The sequence below is a fragment of the Solilutibacter silvestris genome (assembly GCF_002895945.1).
In the GTDB taxonomy this organism is placed as follows: domain Bacteria; phylum Pseudomonadota; class Gammaproteobacteria; order Xanthomonadales; family Xanthomonadaceae; genus Solilutibacter; species Solilutibacter silvestris.
The window spans coordinates 850,257-872,159 of sequence record NZ_NPZB01000001.1 but is presented as its reverse complement, the minus strand read 5'-3'; the positions used below and the strand labels follow the sequence as shown (position 1 = coordinate 872,159).

21 protein-coding genes are annotated in these 21,903 nt (G+C 64.7%); 11 read left to right on the top strand and 10 right to left on the bottom strand.

Going from position 1 to position 21,903, the window contains the following annotated elements; all coding sequences use genetic code 11:
• Window positions 1-2: 2 nt before the first annotated feature.
• The 4 genes from Lysil_RS03920 to Lysil_RS03905 all read right to left on the bottom strand — a co-directional run bounded on the left by Lysil_RS03920 (window position 3) and on the right by Lysil_RS03905 (window position 4,147).
• Window positions 3-671: a response regulator gene (locus Lysil_RS03920; protein ID WP_103074231.1), complete on the bottom strand. Its 669-nt coding sequence runs from the start codon at window positions 669-671 to the stop codon at window positions 3-5.
• 1 nt (window position 672) lies between these two features.
• Window positions 673-2,058, bottom strand: coding sequence for an ATP-binding protein (locus tag Lysil_RS03915; protein ID WP_165782373.1), 1,386 nt, complete (start codon window positions 2,056-2,058; stop codon window positions 673-675).
• A 119-nt stretch (window positions 2,059-2,177) separates the two neighbouring features.
• Complete coding sequence (gene groL / locus Lysil_RS03910) at window positions 2,178-3,815, bottom strand: chaperonin GroEL (protein WP_103074229.1); 1,638 nt, start codon at window positions 3,813-3,815, stop codon at window positions 2,178-2,180.
• Between the two features lie 44 nt (window positions 3,816-3,859).
• The gene (locus tag Lysil_RS03905; RefSeq protein WP_103074228.1) at window positions 3,860-4,147 is read right to left on the bottom strand and encodes a co-chaperone GroES; all 288 of its coding nucleotides are present in this window, start codon (window positions 4,145-4,147) and stop codon (window positions 3,860-3,862) included.
• A gap of 274 nt (window positions 4,148-4,421) precedes the next feature.
• Between Lysil_RS03905 and Lysil_RS03900 the strand changes: the two genes are divergently transcribed.
• The 6 genes from Lysil_RS03900 (at window position 4,422) to Lysil_RS03875 (ending at window position 10,795) form a co-directional block, all read left to right on the top strand.
• Window positions 4,422-6,731 (top strand): protein-disulfide reductase DsbD family protein, encoded by a 2,310-nt coding sequence (locus Lysil_RS03900; RefSeq protein ID WP_103074227.1) that lies wholly within the window; start codon window positions 4,422-4,424, stop codon window positions 6,729-6,731.
• The gene (locus Lysil_RS03895) at window positions 6,728-7,330 is read left to right on the top strand and encodes a TlpA family protein disulfide reductase (protein ID WP_103074226.1); all 603 of its coding nucleotides are present in this window, start codon (window positions 6,728-6,730) and stop codon (window positions 7,328-7,330) included. The genes Lysil_RS03900 and Lysil_RS03895 overlap by 4 nt, the downstream gene beginning before the upstream one ends.
• Window positions 7,331-7,583: 253 nt before the next feature.
• Window positions 7,584-8,039 (top strand): type II 3-dehydroquinate dehydratase, encoded by a 456-nt coding sequence (gene aroQ, locus Lysil_RS03890; RefSeq protein WP_103074225.1) that lies wholly within the window; start codon window positions 7,584-7,586, stop codon window positions 8,037-8,039.
• 13 nt (window positions 8,040-8,052) lie between these two features.
• Window positions 8,053-8,523, top strand: coding sequence for an acetyl-CoA carboxylase biotin carboxyl carrier protein (accB, locus tag Lysil_RS03885; protein WP_103074224.1), 471 nt, complete (start codon window positions 8,053-8,055; stop codon window positions 8,521-8,523).
• 12 nt (window positions 8,524-8,535) lie between these two features.
• Entirely contained in the window at window positions 8,536-9,903 is a 1,368-nt protein-coding gene (gene accC / locus Lysil_RS03880; RefSeq protein WP_103074973.1) for an acetyl-CoA carboxylase biotin carboxylase subunit, read from the top strand.
• 1 nt (window position 9,904) lies between these two features.
• The gene (locus tag Lysil_RS03875) at window positions 9,905-10,795 is read left to right on the top strand and encodes an EamA family transporter (protein WP_425477114.1); all 891 of its coding nucleotides are present in this window, start codon (window positions 9,905-9,907) and stop codon (window positions 10,793-10,795) included.
• A 23-nt stretch (window positions 10,796-10,818) separates the two neighbouring features.
• On the opposite strand, the gene Lysil_RS03870 is transcribed toward Lysil_RS03875, so the two are convergent.
• The 4 genes from Lysil_RS03870 to Lysil_RS03855 are packed head-to-tail and all read right to left on the bottom strand — an operon-like array spanning window position 10,819 to window position 15,334.
• A complete protein-coding gene (locus tag Lysil_RS03870) occupies window positions 10,819-12,144 on the bottom strand; it encodes an ABC transporter permease (RefSeq protein ID WP_103074222.1) in 1,326 nt (441 codons plus the stop codon).
• 15 nt (window positions 12,145-12,159) lie between these two features.
• The gene (locus tag Lysil_RS03865; protein ID WP_103074221.1) at window positions 12,160-13,326 is read right to left on the bottom strand and encodes an ABC transporter permease; all 1,167 of its coding nucleotides are present in this window, start codon (window positions 13,324-13,326) and stop codon (window positions 12,160-12,162) included.
• Window positions 13,327-13,340: 14 nt separating this feature from the next.
• The gene (locus Lysil_RS03860; RefSeq protein ID WP_103074972.1) at window positions 13,341-14,033 is read right to left on the bottom strand and encodes an ABC transporter ATP-binding protein; all 693 of its coding nucleotides are present in this window, start codon (window positions 14,031-14,033) and stop codon (window positions 13,341-13,343) included.
• 50 nt (window positions 14,034-14,083) lie between these two features.
• Entirely contained in the window at window positions 14,084-15,334 is a 1,251-nt protein-coding gene (locus Lysil_RS03855; protein WP_103074220.1) for an efflux RND transporter periplasmic adaptor subunit, read from the bottom strand.
• 184 nt (window positions 15,335-15,518) lie between these two features.
• On the opposite strand from Lysil_RS03855, the gene Lysil_RS03850 reads away from it, so the two are divergent.
• Genes Lysil_RS03850 through Lysil_RS03830 form a run of 5 tightly spaced genes read left to right on the top strand, consistent with a single transcriptional unit; the run spans window position 15,519 to window position 19,762 of the window.
• The gene (locus Lysil_RS03850) at window positions 15,519-16,424 is read left to right on the top strand and encodes an ABC transporter ATP-binding protein (protein WP_103074219.1); all 906 of its coding nucleotides are present in this window, start codon (window positions 15,519-15,521) and stop codon (window positions 16,422-16,424) included.
• Complete coding sequence (locus Lysil_RS03845) at window positions 16,424-17,191, top strand: ABC transporter permease (RefSeq protein WP_103074218.1); 768 nt, start codon at window positions 16,424-16,426, stop codon at window positions 17,189-17,191. Before Lysil_RS03850 ends, Lysil_RS03845 begins: the two co-directional genes overlap by 1 nt.
• 14 nt (window positions 17,192-17,205) lie before the next feature.
• On the top strand, window positions 17,206-18,348 hold the full coding sequence (locus Lysil_RS03840) for a sensor histidine kinase (RefSeq protein WP_240600079.1): 1,143 nt from the start codon (window positions 17,206-17,208) through the stop codon (window positions 18,346-18,348).
• Window positions 18,345-18,962, top strand: coding sequence for a response regulator transcription factor (locus Lysil_RS03835; protein WP_103074217.1), 618 nt, complete (start codon window positions 18,345-18,347; stop codon window positions 18,960-18,962). Before Lysil_RS03840 ends, Lysil_RS03835 begins: the two co-directional genes overlap by 4 nt.
• Window positions 18,959-19,762 carry a hypothetical protein gene (locus tag Lysil_RS03830; protein WP_103074216.1) on the top strand — a complete coding sequence of 268 codons (804 nt, stop codon included), beginning with the start codon at window positions 18,959-18,961 and terminating at the stop codon, window positions 19,760-19,762. Before Lysil_RS03835 ends, Lysil_RS03830 begins: the two co-directional genes overlap by 4 nt.
• Here the strand turns inward: Lysil_RS03830 and Lysil_RS03825 are convergent.
• A complete protein-coding gene (locus tag Lysil_RS03825; protein ID WP_103074215.1) occupies window positions 19,757-21,157 on the bottom strand; it encodes a leucyl aminopeptidase family protein in 1,401 nt (466 codons plus the stop codon). The two genes, Lysil_RS03830 and Lysil_RS03825, sit on opposite strands and share 6 nt — an antisense overlap.
• Window positions 21,154-21,870: an HAD family hydrolase gene (locus Lysil_RS03820; RefSeq protein WP_103074214.1), complete on the bottom strand. Its 717-nt coding sequence runs from the start codon at window positions 21,868-21,870 to the stop codon at window positions 21,154-21,156. Before Lysil_RS03820 ends, Lysil_RS03825 begins: the two co-directional genes overlap by 4 nt.
• Window positions 21,871-21,903 lie beyond the last annotated feature (33 nt).

Genomic DNA, 21,903 nt, shown 5'->3' with positions numbered 1-21,903 from the left:
GCTCAGGTTTCGACGCAATAGCCGACGCCATAGACCGAACGGATCAGTTCGAGTTCCGGCGCGACCTGCTGCACCTTGCGGCGCAGGTTCTTGATATGGGTATCGATGGCACGATCGCTGACATCCAGTCGATCCCGGCTCAGGCAGTCGAGCAGCAACGCGCGCGAATGGATGACACCGGGTCGTCGCGCCATCGCTGCCAGCAACGCGAACTCGCCTCGCGTGAGTGACATGGGCTTGCCACGCACGCATGCAACATGCGCGACCTCGTCGATTTCCAGCGCCCGCGCAGTCGCAGCAAGCGTTGGCTGCACCCGGCGCAACACCGCCTTGATGCGGGCGATCAATTCGCGCGGACTGAACGGCTTGCAGACGTAATCGTCCGCGCCGGCCTCCAGGCCCAGCAGCCGGTCGATCTCCTCCACCCGTGCGGTCACCATGATGATCGGCAGGGCGCAGGACTCGCGCACCGATTTGCATACCGACAGGCCGTCGAGCCCCGGAAGCATGAGATCGAGCACCAGCACGTCGACGCCACCACGGCGCGCGCGCTCCACTGCCGCAACGCCATCGCCGACGATTTCCGCGGACCAGCCGGCAGCGATCGCGTAGTCGCGGATGATGCCCGCCAGATCGGCTTCGTCCTCGGCGATCAGGATATGCGCCGCCATCTCAAGCCTCCAATGGCAGGACGATGGTCGTCCGCAACCCGCCCAACGGCGACGCCGCGAACATCAATCTTCCATCATGCGCCTCCACGATCTGGCGGCACAGCGCCAGGCCCAGCCCGGAGCCGCCGACGCCTCGCAGTCGCGTGCGCGATGCATCGACGCGGAAGAAGCGTTCGCCCAGCCGCGGCAACGACTCGCTCGGAACGCCGGGCGCACTGTCGTCGAACACCAGGTGCAACGCGTTTCCGACCACGCGACCGCCAATCTCGATGCAACCACCCGCATCGGTGTGACGCACGCCGTTCTCGAGCAGATTGTCGATCACCTGGCGCAAGCGGACGTCATCACCGGACACGTCGGAACGCGATGGCACCTCGGTGAACGACATGCTCAACCCGGCTTCGCGAAAGCGCTCCGCGAATGCCCGCGTCGCCTCTTCGACCAGCGGCCACACCGCGCACGATGCCTTCTGCAGCTCCAATCGTCCTGCATCCGCTTTCGCCAGCATGTGCAGGTCATCGACGATGCGAATCAACCCCTTGGTTTGCCGCGACATCAACTGGATGTGCTCCGGCGTGGCCGGCCTCACGCCATCAGCCAGCGCTTCGATCTGCGCCTGCAGCACAGCCAACGGAGTGCGCAGTTCATGCGAGGTATCGGCGACCCAGCGTCGTTGCTCCCCGCGCATCGATTGCAGGCGCGCGGCGAGCCGGTTGAACGCCAGCGCCAGTTCACCCAATTCGTCGTTGCGGGTCGCATCCAGGCGCGCATCGAATTCCCCCTTTTCCAAGCGGCGGGCGCCATCGACGAGTTCACGAACCGGCTTGCGGATGCGCGCTGCAAGCAGCAAGGAAACGCATGCCATGGACAGGATCGCAAGCACGCCCAGCACGAGCAGGTGCTCCTGTTGGTCCATCAGGAAAGCCACCGCCAACTCGTCTTCCGCGTGCGCGGGTGCCGCGATCTGCAGATAACCGATCGTCCGACCCTGCACGCGCAAGGGATGCACCCCGGTATTGATTGATGCGAACACGATGAGTGGTCGTGCCGGCCGGATGCCGGCCAGATAACGATCGTCCCAGTCGAGCAACGCGATGCGCTGTCCCAAGGTGGGACTGGTCTTCGCTTCGCCCAGGGCATCGCGCAACCAGTACTTGCGCGCCGCCGGGTCAGTGGGCAGGAAATTCCAGCCGCCCTCGGCCTGATAGCGTTCGCCGAGCCGATTCTCCAGTGGCTCCAGTTCGCGCCATTGCGCATCGAGCGAATACAGGCGCGCCGAAAAATTGTCCAGCAAGGTCCAGCGCACCACTTCCAGGCCCACGATCGCCATCAGCAACGCCGCGCCGAAGGTGGCGAGGAAAATGCGCTGGCTGATGGAAATCCTCATGCGGCGATGTCGCGATCCACGGGCAGGCCCGAAGCCGACGATGGTAAGCCGCAACAAAAACCCCCGCATCGCTGCGGGGGTTTCGTTTTTGCTTCGTGTTGCAGTGGCAGACAGGCTTCTTAGAAATCCATGCCGCCCATGCCACCCATGCCGCCGCCCGGCATCGCCGGTTCGTCCTTCTTCGGCGCATCGGCCACCATCGCTTCGGTGGTGATCATCAGGCCGGCGATCGACGCTGCGTTCTGCAACGCGGTGCGGGTCACCTTGGTCGGATCGAGGATGCCGGCTTCGACCATGTCGACGTACTCGCCAGTCGCGGCGTTGTAGCCGAAGTTGCCCTTGCCGTCCGCCACTGCGTTCAGCACCACCGACGGCTCTTCACCGGCGTTGGCAACGATCTCGCGCAACGGCGCCTGCATGGCGCGCAACGCGATCTCGACACCGTGGTTCTGGTCTTCGTTGGCGCCCTTCAGGCCCTTGATCGCCGACAGCGCGCGCACCAGCGCAACACCACCACCCGGCACCACGCCTTCTTCCACCGCCGCACGCGTGGCGTGCAGGGCGTCTTCGACGCGCGCCTTCTTTTCCTTCATCTCGACTTCGGTCGCGGCACCGACCTTGATCACTGCCACGCCGCCGGCCAGCTTGGCCACGCGTTCCTGCAGCTTCTCGCGGTCGTAGTCGGAGGAGGTTTCCTCGATCTGCGCCTTGATCTGCTTGATGCGCGATTCGATGGCCGCGTGTTCGCCGGCACCGTCGATGATCGTGGTGTTTTCCTTCGAGACCTGCACCTTCTTGGCGCGACCGAGATCCTTGATCGTCGCCTTCTCCAGCGAGAGGCCGACTTCCTCGGAAATCACCGTGCCGCCGGTCAGGATCGCCATGTCTTCCAGCATCGCCTTGCGACGATCGCCGAAGCCCGGCGCCTTCACTGCGCAGACCTTGACGATGCCGCGGATGGTGTTGACCACCAGCGTCGCCAGTGCTTCGCCTTCGACTTCTTCGGCCACGATCAACAGCGGCTTGCCGGACTTGGCCACGCCTTCCAGCACGGGCAGCAGGTCGCGCACGTTGGAGATCTTCTTGTCGTGGAGGAGGATGAACGGATCATCCAGCTCGGCCGACATCGATTGCTGGTTGTTGATGAAGTACGGCGACAGGTAGCCGCGATCGAACTGCATGCCCTCGACCACGTCGAGTTCGTTCTCCAGGCCCGAACCTTCCTCGACGGTGATGACGCCTTCCTTGCCAACCTTGTCCATCGCCTTGGCGATCAGGTCACCGATGTCGGCGTCGGAGTTGGCCGAGATCGAACCGACCTGGGCGATTTCCTTCGAGGTCGAGCACGGCTTGCTGATCTTCTTCAGCTCGTCGATGGCGGCGATCACGGCCTTGTCGATGCCGCGCTTCAGGTCCATCGGATTCATGCCGGCGGCGACGCCCTTCATGCCTTCGCGGATCAGCGCCTGTGCCAGCACGGTGGCGGTGGTGGTGCCGTCACCGGCGTTGTCGGAGGTCTTGGAAGCGACTTCCTTGACCATCTGTGCGCCCATGTTCTCGAACGCATCGGCCAGTTCGATCTCCTTGGCGACGGACACGCCGTCCTTGGTGATCGTCGGTGCGCCGAAGCTCTTCTGCAGCACCACATTGCGACCCTTCGGGCCGAGCGTTGCCTTCACGGCATTGGCGAGCACGTTGACGCCGCGCACCATGCGCGAACGGGCGTCCTCACCGAAACGAATATCCTTGGCAGCCATTGCTTGTTACCTCGATTCTTGAAAGTGGAATGTCTTGATGCGGATCAGGCGAGGACGGCGAGGATGTCGTCTTCCTTCACGATCTTGTATTCGACGCCGTCGGCCTTGTAGGCGCTGCCGGAGTACTGGCCGTAGATCACCTTGTCGCCGACCTTGACGGTCATGGCGCGGGCTTGGCCGTTGTCGAACACCTTGCCGGTGCCGACCGCGACCACTTCACCCTTGGTCGGCTTTTCCTTGGCGGCGTCGGGGATGATGATTCCGCCGATGGAAGTTTCCTCGGCATCGATCGGCTTGATGACCACGCGGTCATAGAGCGGCTTCATGTTCATGGGCAATCTCTTTAAGTGGTTGATTGACTGGGGAAATCCCGCTGATTTTAGCAGTCTCTGGAGACGACTGCCAGAATCCGGACGCAGCGACCCGCAACGCGGGGATGACAGGGAGATGGGGCGGTGGCCGGAACTTTCAAGGGCCGGCGAGCACTGATGTGGGCAGAACGACGCCGAGCGGACGCCCCGGCATGGTTGGCGGACCGCTGGCCACAGACGCCGGCAAGGTCCAGCCCGTACCCTATTGTGAGAGATCCGTGGAACCCCGAAACGCATGAACACCCTGCTCCGCCACCTCGCCGCGCTGGTCGTCGGCCTGCTGCCATTGCTGCCGGCTGCGGCGCAAACGGTCGACCCGACGCAACTGCCGCCGGTGGACAGCGTGTTCATTCCCAAGGCGAGTGCGCCGTCGCGCGACCGCATCGAAGTGACGTGGACTATCGCCAAGGGCTATTACCTGTATCGCCATCGCATCTCCGTGCAACCGCTGGGCGGATTCGAAGCGGGTGCGTTGCAGTTGCCCGATGGCGACAAACACCACGACGAATTTTTCGGTGATGTCCAGACCTATCGCGGCAGCGTGACCGCGGTGCTGCAGGGCAAGGCCAGCGGCGATGCCGTGACATTGCGCATCAAGTACCAGGGTTGCGCCGATGCCGGCGTCTGCTATCCGCCGCAGACCCGCACGATTTCGGTCGCGCTGCCTCCTGCAAGTGATGCCGGGGGAGATAGCGGGTTCGCCGCGTTCGGCAAGAGTCTCGCTGGCAACGCGCAAAACAGTGGTGGATTGATCGGCAACCAGGCCGCCACGCCATTGCCGCCGGAACAGGCCTTCCGCATCGAGGCGATCGCCGATGGCGGATCGAAGCTGTTGCTGCGGATGACGCCGGCCAAGGGCTATTACCTCTATCGCGACAAACTGAAACTGAAACTGTCGGGCGACAGCGGCATCCATCTCGGTACGCCGCAGTTGCCGAAGGCGACGCAACACCACGACGATCACTTCGGCGATGTCGCGGTGTATTTCGGCGAGACCATGGTGTCGGTGCCGCTGCAGCGCAGCCACGATCGCGCGGCCAATGTCGTCCTCGATGCCGAATGGCAGGGCTGCCAGGACGGCGGCCTCTGCTATCCGGTGATGCGCAACCGTTTCAACCTCGCGCTGCCGGCTGGGGCATCGACACAGCAGACCAAGGCCGTGGCGAGCGCACCGGCACAGACGGCGATTACTGCAGCTGCCGCAACGGCCGCAGTCGCTGCGAGTGGGGCCGCAACACCTAACGATATCGCGCCAGCTGCAGCGTCTTCCACGGCGACGCCGACGGCAACCGCACCTGCATCGACAACGCCCGATCCCGTCGCACCCGCCAACCGCGTCGGATTCCTCACCGCATTGCTGTTCGCGTTGCTCGGCGGCGTGATCCTCAACCTGATGCCATGCGTGTTGCCGGTGTTGTCGCTCAAGGCGCTGTCGCTGGTGCAAGGCGGCGCCAGCCAGTCGCACGCGAAACGCCACGCCGTCTTCTACACCTTCGGCATCCTCGCCGCGATGGCCGCGTTGTGGCTGGCGGTGGTGTTGCTGCAACGCGCGGGCCATGTCGCTGGCTGGGGCTTCTGGTTGCAATCGCCGCTGATCGTCAGCGCACTCGGATTGCTGATGTTCGCGCTCGGACTGTCGCTGTCGGGCGTGTGGGCGTTGCCGGGATTCGCGCCGCAACGACTCGCCGCGGCATCGAACGAAGACAGCGCGCGCGGCGATTTCCTCACCGGCTTGCTCGCGGTGATGGTGGCGACGCCGTGTACCGGGCCGTTCATGGGCCTGGCGCTGGCCTATGCCTTCACCGCGCCCGCAGCGATGACCTTGCTGGTGTTGCTGATGCTCGGCCTTGGGCTTGCGTTGCCAGTGTTGCTGATCGCGTTCGTGCCGGCATTGGCCAAACGCATGCCGCGTCCCGGCGCGTGGATGGACACGCTGAAACAACTCCTCGCGTTCCCGATGTATCTCACCGCGATCTGGATGTTGTGGACGCTGGCGCACCAGCGCGGCGCCGATGCCGTGCTTGGCTGGGGCGTGGCCGCGATCGCGCTCACCTTCGCGTTGTGGGCGTGGCCGCGTGCGCGCTGGGGCAAGGTCACAGCGATCATTGGGCTGCTGCTATGCGGATTGGCGATGGCGGCGATCACGCGACTGCCGCCACCGGCGACGGTTGCATCCTCCAGCACGAATGCGGACAGCCGCATGCAGCCGTGGACGCCGCGACGTCTCGCCGACCTGCGCGCGCGGCACAAGGTCGTGTTCGTCAACATGACCGCCGACTGGTGCATCACCTGCAAGGTCAACGAGAAGGCGGTGTTCGGCACCGAGGCGTTCCGGAAATCGCTGGAACAACACGATGCGGTCTATCTCGCCGGCGATTTCACCAATGAAGATCCGGAAATCGCTGCGTTCCTGCAGGCACACGGCGCGGTCGGCGTGCCGCTCTACGTGGTGTATCCACGATCGGGCGGCGCAGGCGAGCTGTTGCAGACGGTGTTGACGACGGGCCTGGTCGATGCCGCGTTGGCGCGCGCCGCGGCCAAATGAAGGCCGCGAAGCACGGGCGCTTCGGCACGATCATCCTGCTGGCGCTGGTGTTCGCCAGTGCGTTGCTGTTCGCGACTCTGGTGACGCAGGGTTTCGCACCGTTGTGGCGAACGCAGATCGGGCAACAGGCGCTCGATCGCTGGCTGCGCTTTCGCGCGCATGTCCCGGAAGGAACTCCGATGGCGCGCGCCGGCGAGGCATTGCCGCAGGTCGAGTTGGCCGATCTGCAGGGCGCGCGCATTCCGCTGCCGGCGGCCTATCTCGGCAAGCCGCTGTTGATCAACCTGTGGGCGACGTGGTGCGGCCCCTGTCTGCGCGAGATGCCGCTGCTCGATGCGCTGTCCGCGAGCGGGACGACGCGCGTGGTCGGGGTGGCCTGGGACGAGGCCGCCGATGTTCGTGCGTTCGTGCAGCAGCGCGCACCGGGGTATCCGGTGTTGCTGGCGACGCCGACCAAGGCCAATGCCACCCTGTTCGGCGATCCGTCGGGGGTGTTGCCTTACACGGTGCTGGTCGATGGCAAGGGTCGGGTGGTGCGCCAGCACGTCGGGCCATTCGAGAGTGCGGATGAGCTGGCGGCGTGGGTGAAGGTGGATTGAGGTTCTCGCACGCGCTGGCTGGCGTGGCCGGTCAGACCCACTGCGCGGGACGCCGGTCATATGGATGCACCGCGCAGGCGCAATGCCGGGCGCAAGAAAACTGATCCCTCATGCTGTTTGGGATGACAGCACGCCAGCCAGCGCGTGCGAGATGAAACTTCAATCGCCCGTTTAAAATCGCCCATCGTCGCCGAACTGGACAGCAAGCCCCGGGATCGGCGAGACTGCGCGTCCGCTGTCCGCTCCTCCCCGGATGCCTTCGATCCTCGTCCTCCACGGCCCCAACCTGAACCTGCTTGGCTCGCGCGAGCCCGGCATCTATGGTCATGCCACGCTGGCCGACATCGACGAACAGCTGCGGACGCGCGCCGAACAGGCCGGCATCGTGCTGGAAACGTTCCAGACCAACCATGAAGGCGCGATGGTCGATCGCATCCAGGCCGCGCGTGCTGACGGCACCGCCTTCATCATCGCCAACCCCGCCGCCTTCACCCATACCTCGGTGGCGATGCGCGATGCACTGGCAGCGGTCGGCATTCCCTACATCGAAGTTCACCTGTCGAACCCGCACAGCCGTGAACCGTTCCGCCACACCAGTTATTTCAGTGACCTCGCCGTCGGCACTATCGCCGGCTTCGGGGCCGACAGCTACCGCTATGCACTGGACGCCGCGCTGAACAGGCTCGGCTCCGCACCCGACCAACGATAAGAAAGAGGCCGCCATGGACCTGCGCAAGATCAAGAAACTCATCGACCTGCTCGAGGAATCCAACCTCACCGAGATCGAAATCCGCGAGGGCGAGGAAGCCGTGCGCCTGTCGCGCCTCGCGCCGGCCGCTCCGACAGTCGCGCCGGTCCAGGTGATCACGCCTGCCGCTGCGCCTGTCGCACCGATGCCGATGCAGTCGCCCGCCCAGGCCGCCACCGGTGGCGCGCCGAAGCCGAGCGATCTGCCCGCGGGCCATGTGGTGCGCGCGCCGATGGTCGGTACCTATTACGCGTCGCCGTCGCCGGACAAGCCGGCGTTCGTCACCATCGGCCAACAGGTCAAGGCGGGCGACACCTTGGCCATCATCGAAGCGATGAAGATGTTCAACCCGATCGAAACCGAAGTCGGCGGCACCGTGCTGGCGATCCAGTGCGAAAGCGGCCAGCCGGTCGAGTTCGACCAACCGCTGTTCGTGATCGGGTGAGTGGGCAACGGTATGCTCGATAAAGTCGTCATCGCCAATCGCGGCGAGATCGCCCTGCGCATCGTGCGCGCCTGCCAGGCGCTGGGCATCCGCACGGTCGCCGTGCACTCCACCGTCGATCGCAACCTCAAGCACGTCGCCATGGCCGACGAGTCGGTGTGCATCGGCCCGGCGCCATCGTCGGAGAGCTATCTCAACATGCCGGCGATCATCGCCGCGGCGGAAGTCACCGACGCCCAGGCGATCCATCCCGGCTACGGTTTTCTCAGCGAAAACGCCGATTTCGCCGAACGCGTCGAACAATCCGGCTTCGTCTTCATCGGTCCGAAGGCCGACACCATCCGCCTGATGGGCGACAAGGTTGAAGCGATCCGCGCGATGAAGGCAGCGGGCGTGCCCTGCGTGCCCGGCAGTGGCGGCCCGCTCGGCGACGATGCCGACGAGAACATCCGCATCGCGCGCGAGATCGGTTATCCGGTGATCGTGAAGGCGGCGGGCGGTGGCGGTGGTCGCGGCATGCGCGTGGTCCACAGCGAAGCCGCGCTGATCAACGCCATCGCCACCACGCAGGCCGAAGCGAAAGCCGCATTTGGCAACGCGATGGTCTACATGGAGAAATTCCTCGAGAATCCACGCCACGTCGAGATCCAGGTGCTGGCCGATGGCCAGGGCAATGCCATCCATCTTGGTGAGCGTGATTGCTCGATGCAGCGTCGTCACCAGAAAGTGGTCGAGGAAGCGCCCGCACCCGGTATCACCGAAGAGCAGCGAGCGGCGATCGGCAAGGTCTGCGTGGAAGCGTGCAAGCGCATCGGATATCGCGGCGCCGGCACGTTCGAGTTCCTCTACGAGAACGGCCATTTCTACTTCATCGAAATGAACACCCGCATCCAGGTGGAACATCCGGTCACCGAAATGGTCACCGGCATCGATCTGGTGCGCGAGCAGTTGATGATCGCCGCTGGCCACAAGCTGTCGATCAAGCAGGAAGACATCGTGATGCGCGGCCATGCGATCGAATGCCGCATCAATGCCGAGGATCCGGAATCGTTCCTGCCCTCGCCCGGCCTGATCCAGCATTTCCACGCACCGGGTGGCCCCGGCGTGCGCGTGGATTCGCACATCTACGAAGGCTATCGCGTGCCGCCGAACTACGATTCGATGATCGGCAAGCTGATCGTGCACGGTCCGGATCGCGAGACGGCCATCGCACGCATGCGCGTGGCATTGTCGGAAATGGTGGTCGACGGCATCAAGACCAACATCCCGTTGCAGCAACGCATCATGCGCGATGTCGGTTTCCAGAACGGCGGGCAGAACATCCACTATCTGGAAAAACGCCTGGCCGAACGCAAGGGCCGCACCTTGCCGATTGGTTGAGGTGCGCACCAGCTCCACTCCGGCACTGGTTGCCATTGCCGCGCTGGTCGCCGCGATGGTCTCGTACCAGTTCGGCGCGAGCCTGGCCAAGCATCTGTTTCCAGCGGTCGGCGCGGAAGGCGCGACGGCATATCGACTCGGCCTGAGCGCGATCATCCTGGTGTTGTTGCGGCGTCCGTGGCGCGCGTCGACATCATCGACGAAAAAAGATTGGCGTGTGTTGTGGGGTTACGGCCTCGCGATCGGCGCGATGAACTTCGTGTTCTACATGTCGCTGCGGACGATTCCACTCGGGATTGCGGTCGCGCTGGAGTTCACCGGCCCGCTCGCGCTCGCCCTGTTCCATTCGCGGCGCCTGATCGATTTCGTGTGGATGGCATTGGTGATCGCCGGATTGCTGTTGCTGCTGCCATTGCGCGGTATCGACAAACCGCTCGATCCGGTCGGTGTGATGTATGCGCTGGCTGCCGGCGTAGGCTGGGCGCTCTACATCATCCTTGGACGCAAAGCCGGCGCAGCCTTCGGCGCCACCGCCGTCCCACTCGGCATCTCGATCGGCGCGCTCGCGACGATCCCGATTGGCTTTGCGTACGCCGGAACCGCGCTGTTTTCGCTGGATCTGCTGCCCTATGCGCTCGGTGTCGCGGTACTCAGTTCGGCACTGCCGTACTCGCTCGAGATGGTCGCGATGACGCGCATGTCGACGCGCACCTTCAGCGTGTTGCTGAGCCTGGAACCGGCGATCGCGGCACTCGCCGGTGTCGCCCTGTTGAGCGAAAACCTCGGGCTGCTGCAGTGGTCGGCGATCGCGGCGATCATGGTTGCGGCGGCCGGGACGGCGCTGAGCGTGCGTCGTCCCGCGTCGGAAAACGAGCCGCTGCCGATTGGTTGATCAGCGGCTCGTACGATTCATGGCTACAAACTCCGCAATGCATCCGTCACCGGCATGCGCGCGGCGCGCAATGCCGGGAACAGTCCGCCGATGAAGCCGATCGCCAGCGCCCACTTCAGGCCGGTCCACAGCACGTCCGGCGAGACCTTGAAGGCGAAGGTGAGCTGGCCAACGCCACCGGCGATCGTCGACGCGGTATAGCCGTTGAACACCAGCCACGCCAGCAAGCCACCGACCACTCCACCGAGCAAGGCCAGCAACATCGTCTCCAGCATCACCGCAATCACCACCGGCAGGCTGCGGAAACCGATCGCACGCAACGTGGCGATTTCGCGCGCACGCGTCGCCACCGTCGCGAACATGGTGTTGAGCGCGCCGAACACCGCACCGATCGCCATGATCGCGCCGACCACCATGCCGATGATGCGGATCACCTTGGTCATGCCTTCGGATTGCTTGCTGAAATAGTCGAGCGTGGTTTGCGTTTCGACTTCCACGCGCGGATCGGCAGCGAGCGTCGCCTTGAAGGCCTTGAACGCCTGCGGATTCTCCAGCTTCGCCACCACCGAATTGCGGGAACTGCCGCGGCGATAGGTTGCGGCGACGATCTCGGCATCGGCCCAGATTTCGGAGTCGGTGGCGTCGCCGGCATTGAACACCCCGACCACCGTCCACATGTCGCTGCCGATGCGCACCTGCTTGCCGACATCGAGGCCGCGGAACTGCCGTTGCGCGCCAGTGCCGACCACGAGTTCGCGGCGGCCCGGTTCGAAGGTGCGGCCCTGGGTGATCTTCAGGTTCGGACGCACCAGCCATGCCTGCGGACCGACGCCACGCACTTGCACGCTGCCGGTGTCGTCGGGGCCACCATTGCGGATTGGCAGGTTGGCAGCCACCACGGTTTCCGCGGAAGCGAGCGGACGACCGTCGCTGCCCTTGGCGATGCCGGGCGCCTGCTGGATCACCTGGATCGCGTCATTGCCGAGCGTCGACATCACCTCGGATGCGGAAGCGCCACGCAGGACGATCGCGGTGTCCTCGCTACCACTGGCGCGCAGCGTCTGGCGATAGCCTTCCGCCATCGCCAGCATCGCCACCAGCACCGCGACCACGCCGGCGATGCCGAGCACGATCACCGATGACGAGCCGAGGCGTTGTCGCAATGTACTGACGCCGACCTGGGTCACCGACGCCGTTTGCTGGCCGCGGCGCGTGATCACCATCCACAGTGCCAACACGACTGCGAGCGCCAGCAGCACGAACCATGGCAACAGCAGCCAAGCGGCGACGCCGATCAGGATGATCAGGAACAGACCGAAGCCGACCGCGAAGGATTTGAATTTACCCATGACGTAAGTTCCCGATCAACGCCCGGACAGGGCGTCAACAATGTTGAGGCGCATGGCGCGGATGGCCGGCAATGCGCCGACGACGAGACCGATGGCGACCATCAACGCCAGACCGAGCGACCAGCTGGCGACGCCGATGCCCGGCAAATTGAGGGTGCCTCCCGATCCCGCGCTGAGGATCGGGCCGAGCACCGTGGCCAGCCCAAGGCCACACACGCCGCCGAGCAGCACTAGCAGCACCGATTCCGCCAGCACCAGGCCGAGCACCGTGCGATCGCGGAAACCGATCGTCTTGAGCACCGCGAGTTCCGGGATGCGTTCGCGCACGGCCTGCGCCATGGTGTTGCCGGTGAGCAGGATCAGGGTGAAGAACACCGCGCCCATGATCGAGGTCACGATCAGGCCGATATCGGCGGTCTGCTTCATCCACGATGCCATCGCCGCGGCTTCGGTCTGGGTCTTGGTTTCGTTCGGAGAATTCATCGACAGCGCGTCGATCGCCTTGGCGACGCGGTCGGCCTGCTGTGCGTCCTTCACCAGTTCGACGTACCAGCCGGCGGCGCCCTGGTTGTATGGCGTCGATTCGTCGAAATACTTCCACTGCAGCATGAACATCTGGTCGTACCAGCCTGCAGCCTTCTTGTCCTTGGCGTGCAGCACGCCGACGATGTCGAACTGCCAGTTCTTGCTGCCGTCGCGGTTGGGGAAGATGGTCGAGATCAGCGGCACGCGCTGCCCGACTTTCCAGCCGAAGCGCTTCATCAGCCCCTCGCCGACCAATGCACCGGTGCGGGTATTGTTGAAGGCCTCGCGCTGCTTGGGATCGACCTGGATCTCGGGATAGACATCCAGATAGTTGGGGGCGACCGCGAAACTGAAGATCTGGTTGCGCGGTTCCTGGTAGGCGCCACCGAACCAGTTGGCATAGGTGACGGCCTTGACGCCATCCACTTGCGCGATACGCGACTGCAGCGACATCGGCAGCGACTGGATGAAGGACAGGCGCGACCCGGTTTGCAGGCGTTCGGCGCCGATCGCGCTCTTGCCGGCGTTCTCGAAACTCTCGCGCACGCCGTTGAGCAAACCGAACAGCAGGAACGCGGCGAGGATCGACAGGATCGTCAATATCGTGCGCGTCTTGCGGCGGAACAATTCCGCCCAGATGAGATGGAGATATTTCATCGTCGCGTCCTCCCTCAGGCCGCGTGTGCGACTTGCTCGACCAGCACGCCCTTGTCGAGATGCAAGGTGTGGGTGGCGTATTCGGCGGCCTTGGGATCGTGCGTCACCATCACGATGGTCTTGCCATGCTGGCGATTGAGCGTCTGCAACAGGTTGAGGATTTCCTCGGCCGAATGACGATCGAGATCACCGGTCGGTTCGTCGCAGATCAGCAGGGTGGGATCGGAGACGATGGCGCGCGCGATCGCCACGCGCTGCTGCTGGCCGCCGGACAGTTCATTGGGACGATGCTTCATGCGATCCTCGAGGCCGACCAGCTTCAACGCGATCTCTGCGTTCTGCTTGCGCTGTGCGGCGCCGAGGTTGGTGAGCAACAGCGGCAGTTCGACATTCTTCAACGCGCTGAGCATCGGCATCAGGTTGTAGAACTGGAAGACGAAGCCGACGTGGTCGCTGCGCCATTGCGCGAGTTGTCCGCCGCCCATGCGATCGATGCGGGTGCCACCGACGTCGATCTCGCCCGAGGTCGGCGTATCGAGGCCGCCGATCAGGTTGAGCAAGGTCGACTTGCCCGAGCCCGACGGCCCCATCAGCGCGACGAAATCGCCCTGCGCAATGTCGAGATCGATGCCGTGCAGCACTTCGACCTTTTCGGGTCCGCGCTGGTAGGTCTTGGTGAGGTTGCGGGTCGATACCAATGCAGTCATGTCATTGCTCCCAGTCGATTCGGCACTTCGGTTCGGCGCGGTGCGCCAGGTCATTCGCTCTTGGCGGCGGCATCTTTCACCTTGCCGCCATCCTTCAATTCCGCTGGTGGTTGCAGCACCACCGTGTCGCCGGCGGACAATCCGCTGACGACCTGCTTTGCATCGTTGCCGATCTTGCCGGCGACGGTGAGTTCGTGCATCGCCACCTTGCCGCCGTCACCGACCACGAAGGCGACGTCCTTGCCGTCACGCTGCACGATCGCCGCCGTCGGCGCGCGTACGCCCTTCGGTGCAGGCTGGTCCGCCGGACGCGCCTTTTCCAGGAAACTCACGCTCACGCCCATGTCGGGCACGATGCGGTCGTCCTTCTTGTCGAGTGCAACGCGCACCTTCACCGTCGCCTTGCCGCGATCGGCGGTGGGGATGATGGCGATCACGTGCGCGGGAATCTTCCAGTCGGGATAGGCGTTGAGCGTCGCCTCGACCGGCATGCCCGGCTGCACGCGACCGATGTAGGCCTCGCCGACATCGACTTCCACTTCCAGCGAATCCATGTCGACAATCGTGCCGATGCCGGTGCGGGTGAAGCCGCCGCCAGCAGAGAACGGCGAGACGATTTCGCCGGGTTGCGCCGCCTTGGCGATCACCACGCCCTTGAACGGCGCGCGAATGATCGTGTTGTCGACACCGGTGCCGGCGATGGTCAATTGCGCCTGCGCCGCCTGCGCGCTGGCGTTCGCCGAAGCGAGTTGCGCGCGCAGGCTGTCGCGTGCGGCAACTGCCTGGGTGTATTGCGCCTGCGACACCAGTTTCTGCTGCATCAGCGGTGCCAAGCGCTTGACGTTCGTTTCGGCATCGACCAGCTGTGCCTGCAAGCTGCCGGCCTGGCTCTGCGCCGCGTGCGCCTGCGCCGTCGCCAGCACTTTCGCTTCATTGGCGTCGACCGGTTCGAGGGTGGCGATTATCTGCCCTTCCTCGATATGCTGGCCTTCCTGGATGCGGACATCGAGCAACTTTCCGGTCACCTTCGCCGACACTGTCGCGATGCGTCGCGCCACCACGTAACCGGTGGCATCAAGCACGGAAGCGCTCTGATTGCCGGAACCGCCCATCGCCGTCACCGTCGCAGTCTGCACTTCGATGACGCGACTGCGCGCGAACACCATCCAGCCGATGATCGCGAAAATCGCCAAGGCAGCGATGATCGCCAGCGTGATCCACAGCCAGCGCAACGAACGCCTGGGCGGCGGCGCGGAGCGGTCGATGCGCAATTGTGACAACAGGTCGGCGTTCGTATTCATGCAGATATGAAGATCCGTTGTTCCGCGGAGTGTACCCGGCGCATCGGCCGGTCGAGTGCCATGCCACATTAAGGATGCCGCCTGCCGATGTCAGGTGACAGCTGTCATGTCGATCGCCTGACGCCTGCGACTGCCTGCGAACGCCGACGAATCGCACAGTGGGCCACCCCAAGAGGACCCTTGCATGGACATGGCCACACAGGTGATCGCCCGACTCGACGGCGCCCGCAAGCAGTACGGCACGGTGCAGGCGCTCGCCGGACTCGATCTGGACATCCACCGCGGCGAAGTGCTCGCCCTGCTTGGCGCCAATGGTGCCGGCAAGACCACCGCGATCTCGCTGCTGCTCGGACTGGCGATACCCACGCAAGGCAATGCCGAACTGTTCGGGCAACTGCCGCATGAGATCGTCGCGCGCCGCCGCATCGGCGTGATGCTGCAAACCGCCAGCATTCCCGACAACAATACCGTGCAGGAATTGCTCGAGCTCACCCGCAGCTATTACCCGCAGCCGCGCGCACTCGACGACTGCATCCGCCTCGCCGGTTTGCAGGAATTGCTGAAGCGTCGCTACGGCAAATTGTCCGGCGGCCAGCAACGGCGCGTGCAGTTCGCGCTGGCGATTTGCGGCGATCCCGAACTGATCTTCCTCGATGAACCCACCACCGGCCTCGACATCGAATCGCGCGAAACCTTGTGGAACGCCATTCGCAGCCTCGTCGCGCAAGGCACCGCCGTCCTCCTCACCACCCACTATCTGGAAGAAGCGCAGGCGCTGGCCGATCGCGTGGTGGTGATCCACAACGGTCGTGAAGTCGCGCAAGGCACTGTCGACGAGATCCGCGCAGTGGTGAGCGAACAACGCATCCGCTGCCGCAGCCTGGTCTCGCAGGAACAGCTCGCGGCGTGGCCGGGCGTGCACGAGGCCCGCGTCGTCGACGGTCGCGTCGAATTGATCGTGGAGGATGCCGCTTCGGTGCTGCGCTGGTTGCTGTCGCTCGATCCCACCCTCGACGAACTGGAAGTGACCCGCGCCGGATTGGCCGATGCCTTCCTCGCCCTCACCCGCGATTCGCAGGAGACCCACTGATGTCCACGCCCGCCGTTGCCTCCGCGCAGCCGTCGCGGTTGCGCATCCACGCGCTGGAAGCCCGCAATGAATCGCTGCGCATGCTGCGTTCGCCGATGTTCGTCTTCCCTACCCTGATGTTCCCGCTGCTGTTCTACGTGATGTTCGGCCTGCTGCTGAACCACGGCAACGCCAAGGCGGCCACTTATCTCTATGTCAGTTACGGCGTGTTCGGCACGTTGGGCACCTCGCTGTTCGGGTTCGGCGTGTCGGTGGCGAACGAACGCAATCTCGGCCATCTGCTGTACAAGCGCGCATTGCCGATGCCGCCATCCGCCTACCTGATCGCCAAGCTCGCGATGGCGATGCTGTTCGCGACCATCATCAGCATCAGCTTGTTCGTCCTCGCCACCACCTTGGGCGGCGTGCACGTCACTGCCATGCAGTTCGCCGAATTGTTGCTGACCAATGTCCTCGGCGTGCTGCCGCTGGCCGCGCTTGGCCTCTACATCGGCACCCGCGTACCCGCCAACGGCGCGCCGGCGGTGATCAACCTGGTCTACCTGCCGATGTCGCTGCTGTCCGGCCTGTGGATGCCGCTGAGCACCATGCCGCCGTTCATTTCGAAGATCGCGATGGCACTGCCGCCGTGGCATCTCGCGCAGATCGCGTTCAAGGTGGTGGGCTATGATTCCGGGCAGCCGCTGTGGTTGCACGTTGCAGTGCTGGCCGCGTTCACCATCGTGTTCTTCCTGCTCGCGCAACGGCGCCTGCAGCGCAACGGTTGAAGGAGACGGAAGTCTTGCAAGCACTCCGCGCCATGTTCACCCCGGCACCGGATTCGCTGGTCGCGCGTGACCTCGCGCGCGGACACCCGCTGTGGAGCCACGCCATCCAGCTGCTGTGGTCGTCGTGGATCTTCATCATTCCGATCTTCGAGGATCACGGCTACACGTTTCGCTGGCTGGTGCTGACGCTGGCCAGCTACCCGGTGTTCCTGTTCCTCTACGCCAAGTGTTGCACCGGCACACCGCGTGCGGCGGGATGGTACGCAGTCGCGATGCTGGCGATGTGCCTGGTGTTGATGCCGTGGTATCCCGGCGGCCTGAGCTATTTCGTGTTTGGCTGCATCATGTTGAGTTGCGGCTTGATGCGGCCGATCCAATACGGATTGGCATTGCTGTTCTTCAACACTCTCTGCATCGCCGAAGGGCGCTGGCTGCACTATCCGTGGAGCGCTCTGGCATGGCTGCCGATTACCACGGTTATCATCGGCATCCTGGTGCAGTTCGAACGCAGCAATGCTCGCAAGAACGCCGAACTGGCGCTGTCGCATGCCGAAGTGAAACGCATCGCCGCGTTCGCCGAGCGCGAACGCATCGGTCGCGACCTGCATGACCTGCTCGGCCACACGCTGTCGATCATCGCGCTGAAATCGGAACTGGCCGGCAAGTTGGTCGAACGCGATCCGCACACTGCGCGCCGCGAGATCGACGACGTCGCGCGCATCGCCCGCGAAACACTGTCGGAAGTGCGCGCCACCGTCAGCGGCATGCGCAATGCGGTGCTGCTGGCGGAACTGGCTTCGGCGCGGGTGCTACTCGGCGCCGACAACATCCACATGGTGGCGACGATGGACGAAATCGCGCTCAAGCCCGATGCCGAATCGGCGCTGGCGATGAGCCTGCGCGAGGCCATCACCAACGTGCAGCGCCATGCCGGTGCGCGCCACGTCGAAGTGCGGTTGCAACGCAACGACGACGGCGTGGCGATGGAAATCAGCGACGACGGCCGTGGCGGCACATTGCGTGCGGGCAACGGATTGACCGGCATGCGCGAACGCCTGGAAGCGCATGGCGGATCGCTGGAATTACCCGGAAACAGTGGGCGCAGTGAACGCGGCACCACCCTGGTCGCACGCCTGCCGGCACGGTGCCTGGCATGACCACGCCCAACAAGATCCGCGTGCTGATCGCCGAGGACCAAGCGATGGTGCGCGGCGCGCTGGCGGCGCTGCTGCGGCTGGAAACCGACATCGACGTGATCGGCGAAGCAGCCGATGGCGAGATCGCCTGGCGCGAACTGCAACGGCTCCAGCCCGACCTGCTGCTCACCGATATCGAAATGCCGGGCCTGTCGGGACTCGATCTCGCGCAACGCATCCAGCGCCACGAACTGCCGGTGAAGGTCGCGATCGTCACCACCTTCGCCCGCGCCGGTTTCCTGCGTCGCGCCCTCGATGCCGGCGTCACCGGCTATCTGCTGAAGGACGCGCCGGCCGAACAACTCGCGGAAGCATTGCGCCAGGTGATGCGCGGCGGCCGCGCCATCGATCCGCAACTGGCGATGGCGGCGTGGACCGAACCCGATCCGCTCAACGATCGCGAACGCCAGGTATTGCGACTGGCCGGCGATGGCATGTCGAGCAGCGAAATCGCCGCGCGGCTGCATCTTTCGCAGGGTACGGTGCGCAATTACCTGTCGGAAATCATCGGCAAGCTCGCCGTCGCCAACCGCATCGAAGCCGCGCGACTCGCGCGCCAGAAGGGATGGCTATGAACACCCGCACCTGTGATTGGTTGACCGTCGTCGCGATCGCCGGACTGGCTTACGTGACGGCCACCGCGCTGCACGAACACCTCGGGCACGCCGCCGCCTGCACCGCGCTCGGCAGCAACGTGCTGAAGTTCGGCGCCTTCTATGTCGAATGCAACGATGGCAAGTTGAGCGCAATGAGCGTGCGGATGGTCGCGCTCGCCGGGCCGGTGGTGAGCCTGCTGCTGGGATTGGTCGGCGCGCGCCTGTTGCGTCGCGCATGGGCACCGCTGCCGCGATTGTTCATCTGGATGCTGGCCAGCATCGGCCTGATGACCGCGTTCGGCTACATGATGTTCTCGGCAGTCGCCGGCATCGGCGATCTCGGCATCGGCAAGGACGGCGTGCTGCACGATGTGGCGATGCCGTGGCTGTGGCGCGTGCTGATGGGCGGTGTCGGTTACTGGCTGTATGACCGCAGCGTGGTCTGGAGCATGCGCACGCTCGCCGGCATCATTGGTGGTCGCGAAGATCGACCGCGCCGCGTGCAACGCCTGTCACTGCTCACCTATCTCGCCGGCGCCGTGACCTGCATCGTCATCGGCCTGTTCAATCCGGAAGGCATCATCATCGTCCTCACCTCCGCCGCCGCGGCCAGTCTTGGCGGAACCTCGGGGTTCGCGTGGGGACCGCCGCGCACGCGCGTCGGCGCCGGCGATTCCGATCCCGTGGTGTTCCCGCGCAGCTGGGCGTGGATCATCGTCGGCGTGGCGGTGGTGCTGTTCTACGGCATCGTGTTAGGCCCGACCATATCGCGCTCATGACAGCTGGCTGACGATCTTCGCGTTCTTCAACATCGCGAACGCCGCGCGCAAGCCTTGCGCCTCGCCGCCAGCAGGGCGACCCGGACGATCGCTGTCGTTCCACGAATACACGTCGACATGCGCCCAGCGCTGTTCCGCCGGCACGAATTTCTGCAGGAACAATGCCGCGGTCACACTGCCGGCCATCGTCGTCGAACTGGCGTTGGCGATATCGGCGATCCCGCTGACGAGATAACGCAGGTACGGTTGCCACAGCGGCATCCGCCACAACGGATCGCGCTGTTCGTTGCCCGACTGCAGCCACGCCTGGGCGACGGCGTCGTCATTGGCATACAACGCCGGCAGATCGGGACCGAGCGCAACGCGTGCAGCGCCGGTCAATGTGGCGAAATCGACGATCAACGCTGGCTGCAATTCCGCGGCGCGCGTCAATGCATCCGCCAGCACCAGGCGGCCTTCGGCATCGGTGTTGTCGATTTCCACGCTCGCACCCTTGCGGGTGGCGATGATCTCGCCCGGCCGCAACGCATTCGGACCGACGGCATTCTCCACCGCCGGCACCAGCAGGGTGATGTGCAGCGGCACTTTCCGCCGCATCAGCAGTTCCGCCAGCGCGATCGCGTGCGCGGCACCACCCATGTCCTTCTTCATGTTGCGCATGCCGGCGCCGGCCTTGAGATTGAGGCCACCGGTATCGAAACACACGCCCTTGCCGACGATGGCGAGATGCGGCGCCGAGGCATCACCCCATTCCAGCTCGATGATGCGCGGCGCGCGATGGGACGCACGACCAACAGCATGGATCGCCGGATAGTTGCCTGCGATCAATTCATCGCCGCGCTTCACGTCGATGCGCGCGCCCTGTGCGGCGGCGATCTCGCGCGCGATCGCTTCGATCTCGTCCGGGCCCATGTGCTCGCTCGGCGTATGCACCATGTCGCGCACGCGGCAGCAGGCGGCGAACACATCGGAGAGTACCGCATCGGGATCGGCGAGCAGCAGTCGCGCCGGTGCGCGCAGCGGCGCCTTGTAGCGATCGAAGCGATACGCACCGAGGCTCCAGCCGAGTTGCAAGGCGGCGCGCGATGCCTCGTCGAAATCGCCCTGCGGCGCCCAATCGGCGACCGGCAACGCCAGCGGCCCGTGCGCATACGAGTACGGATCGTGCGCATCGCCGATGCCGAGGATCGCGCCGGACACGCCGTTCGCATCCGGCAACAGCAAGGCACTGCCCGGCGTCGCGGTGAATGCCTGCGCGTCGAGCCACTGCTTGATCTGCGCCGGTTGCGTCGCCAGCCACGCCGGCAGCGTCTCGTTGGTCAGGCACCACAGCGGTTTGGCGTTGTCGGAATGGGTGACGATTGCAGGCGTGCTTGGTGCTGAACTGTCGGTCATGGCGATCCTGTTGCTGCAAGGTGCGTCGTGTCCAGCCAATCGGCGCAGGCGGACAAGGTGGTGAAAGTGAAGTCGGGGGCGCGCGCGTCGTCCGGCCAGCGCGCATCGATGCGGTTGATCCACGCGGTCTTCAGGCCCGCGCGTTGCGCACCGATGACGTCGAGTTCGATGTCGTCGCCGACATGCAGGACGTTGGCGGGCGCCGCACCCAGCAGATCGCAGGCATGGTGGTAGATGGCAGGATCGGGCTTGCCGGCGCCGAAGTCGCGCGCGGTGACCATGCCCTTGAACAGATGGGCGATGCCGATGCGCTCAAGATCGGCATTGCCGTTGGTCAACGCGCAGATCGGGTAACGCGCGGCCAATCGCTGCAACGCTTCCATCGCATCGTCATAGAATTCCACCCGGTTGCGTTCGTCGTAAAACGCGGCATAGGCGGGGCCGCTCAACGCGACATCGCCACCGCTTTCGCGCAACGCATGTTCGATGCCGCGCTGGCGCAAGGTGCTGGCATCGTGTGCGAGTTCGGGATGGCGCTCGATCAACCACCGGCGCAGTTCGCGCATCGCCGGAATCGGGAACATCGCCGCAGTGGCCGGACTGTGGCGCTCGAACCATGCGTGCAGCACGCGTTCGATGCGCTCGCCGATCGGCGGGAACGGCCACAGGGTGTCGTCGAGATCGAGGGTGATCGCGTGGATCGCGGGCGTCATCCGCACAGTGTAGGGCCGAACGCACCGCGACTC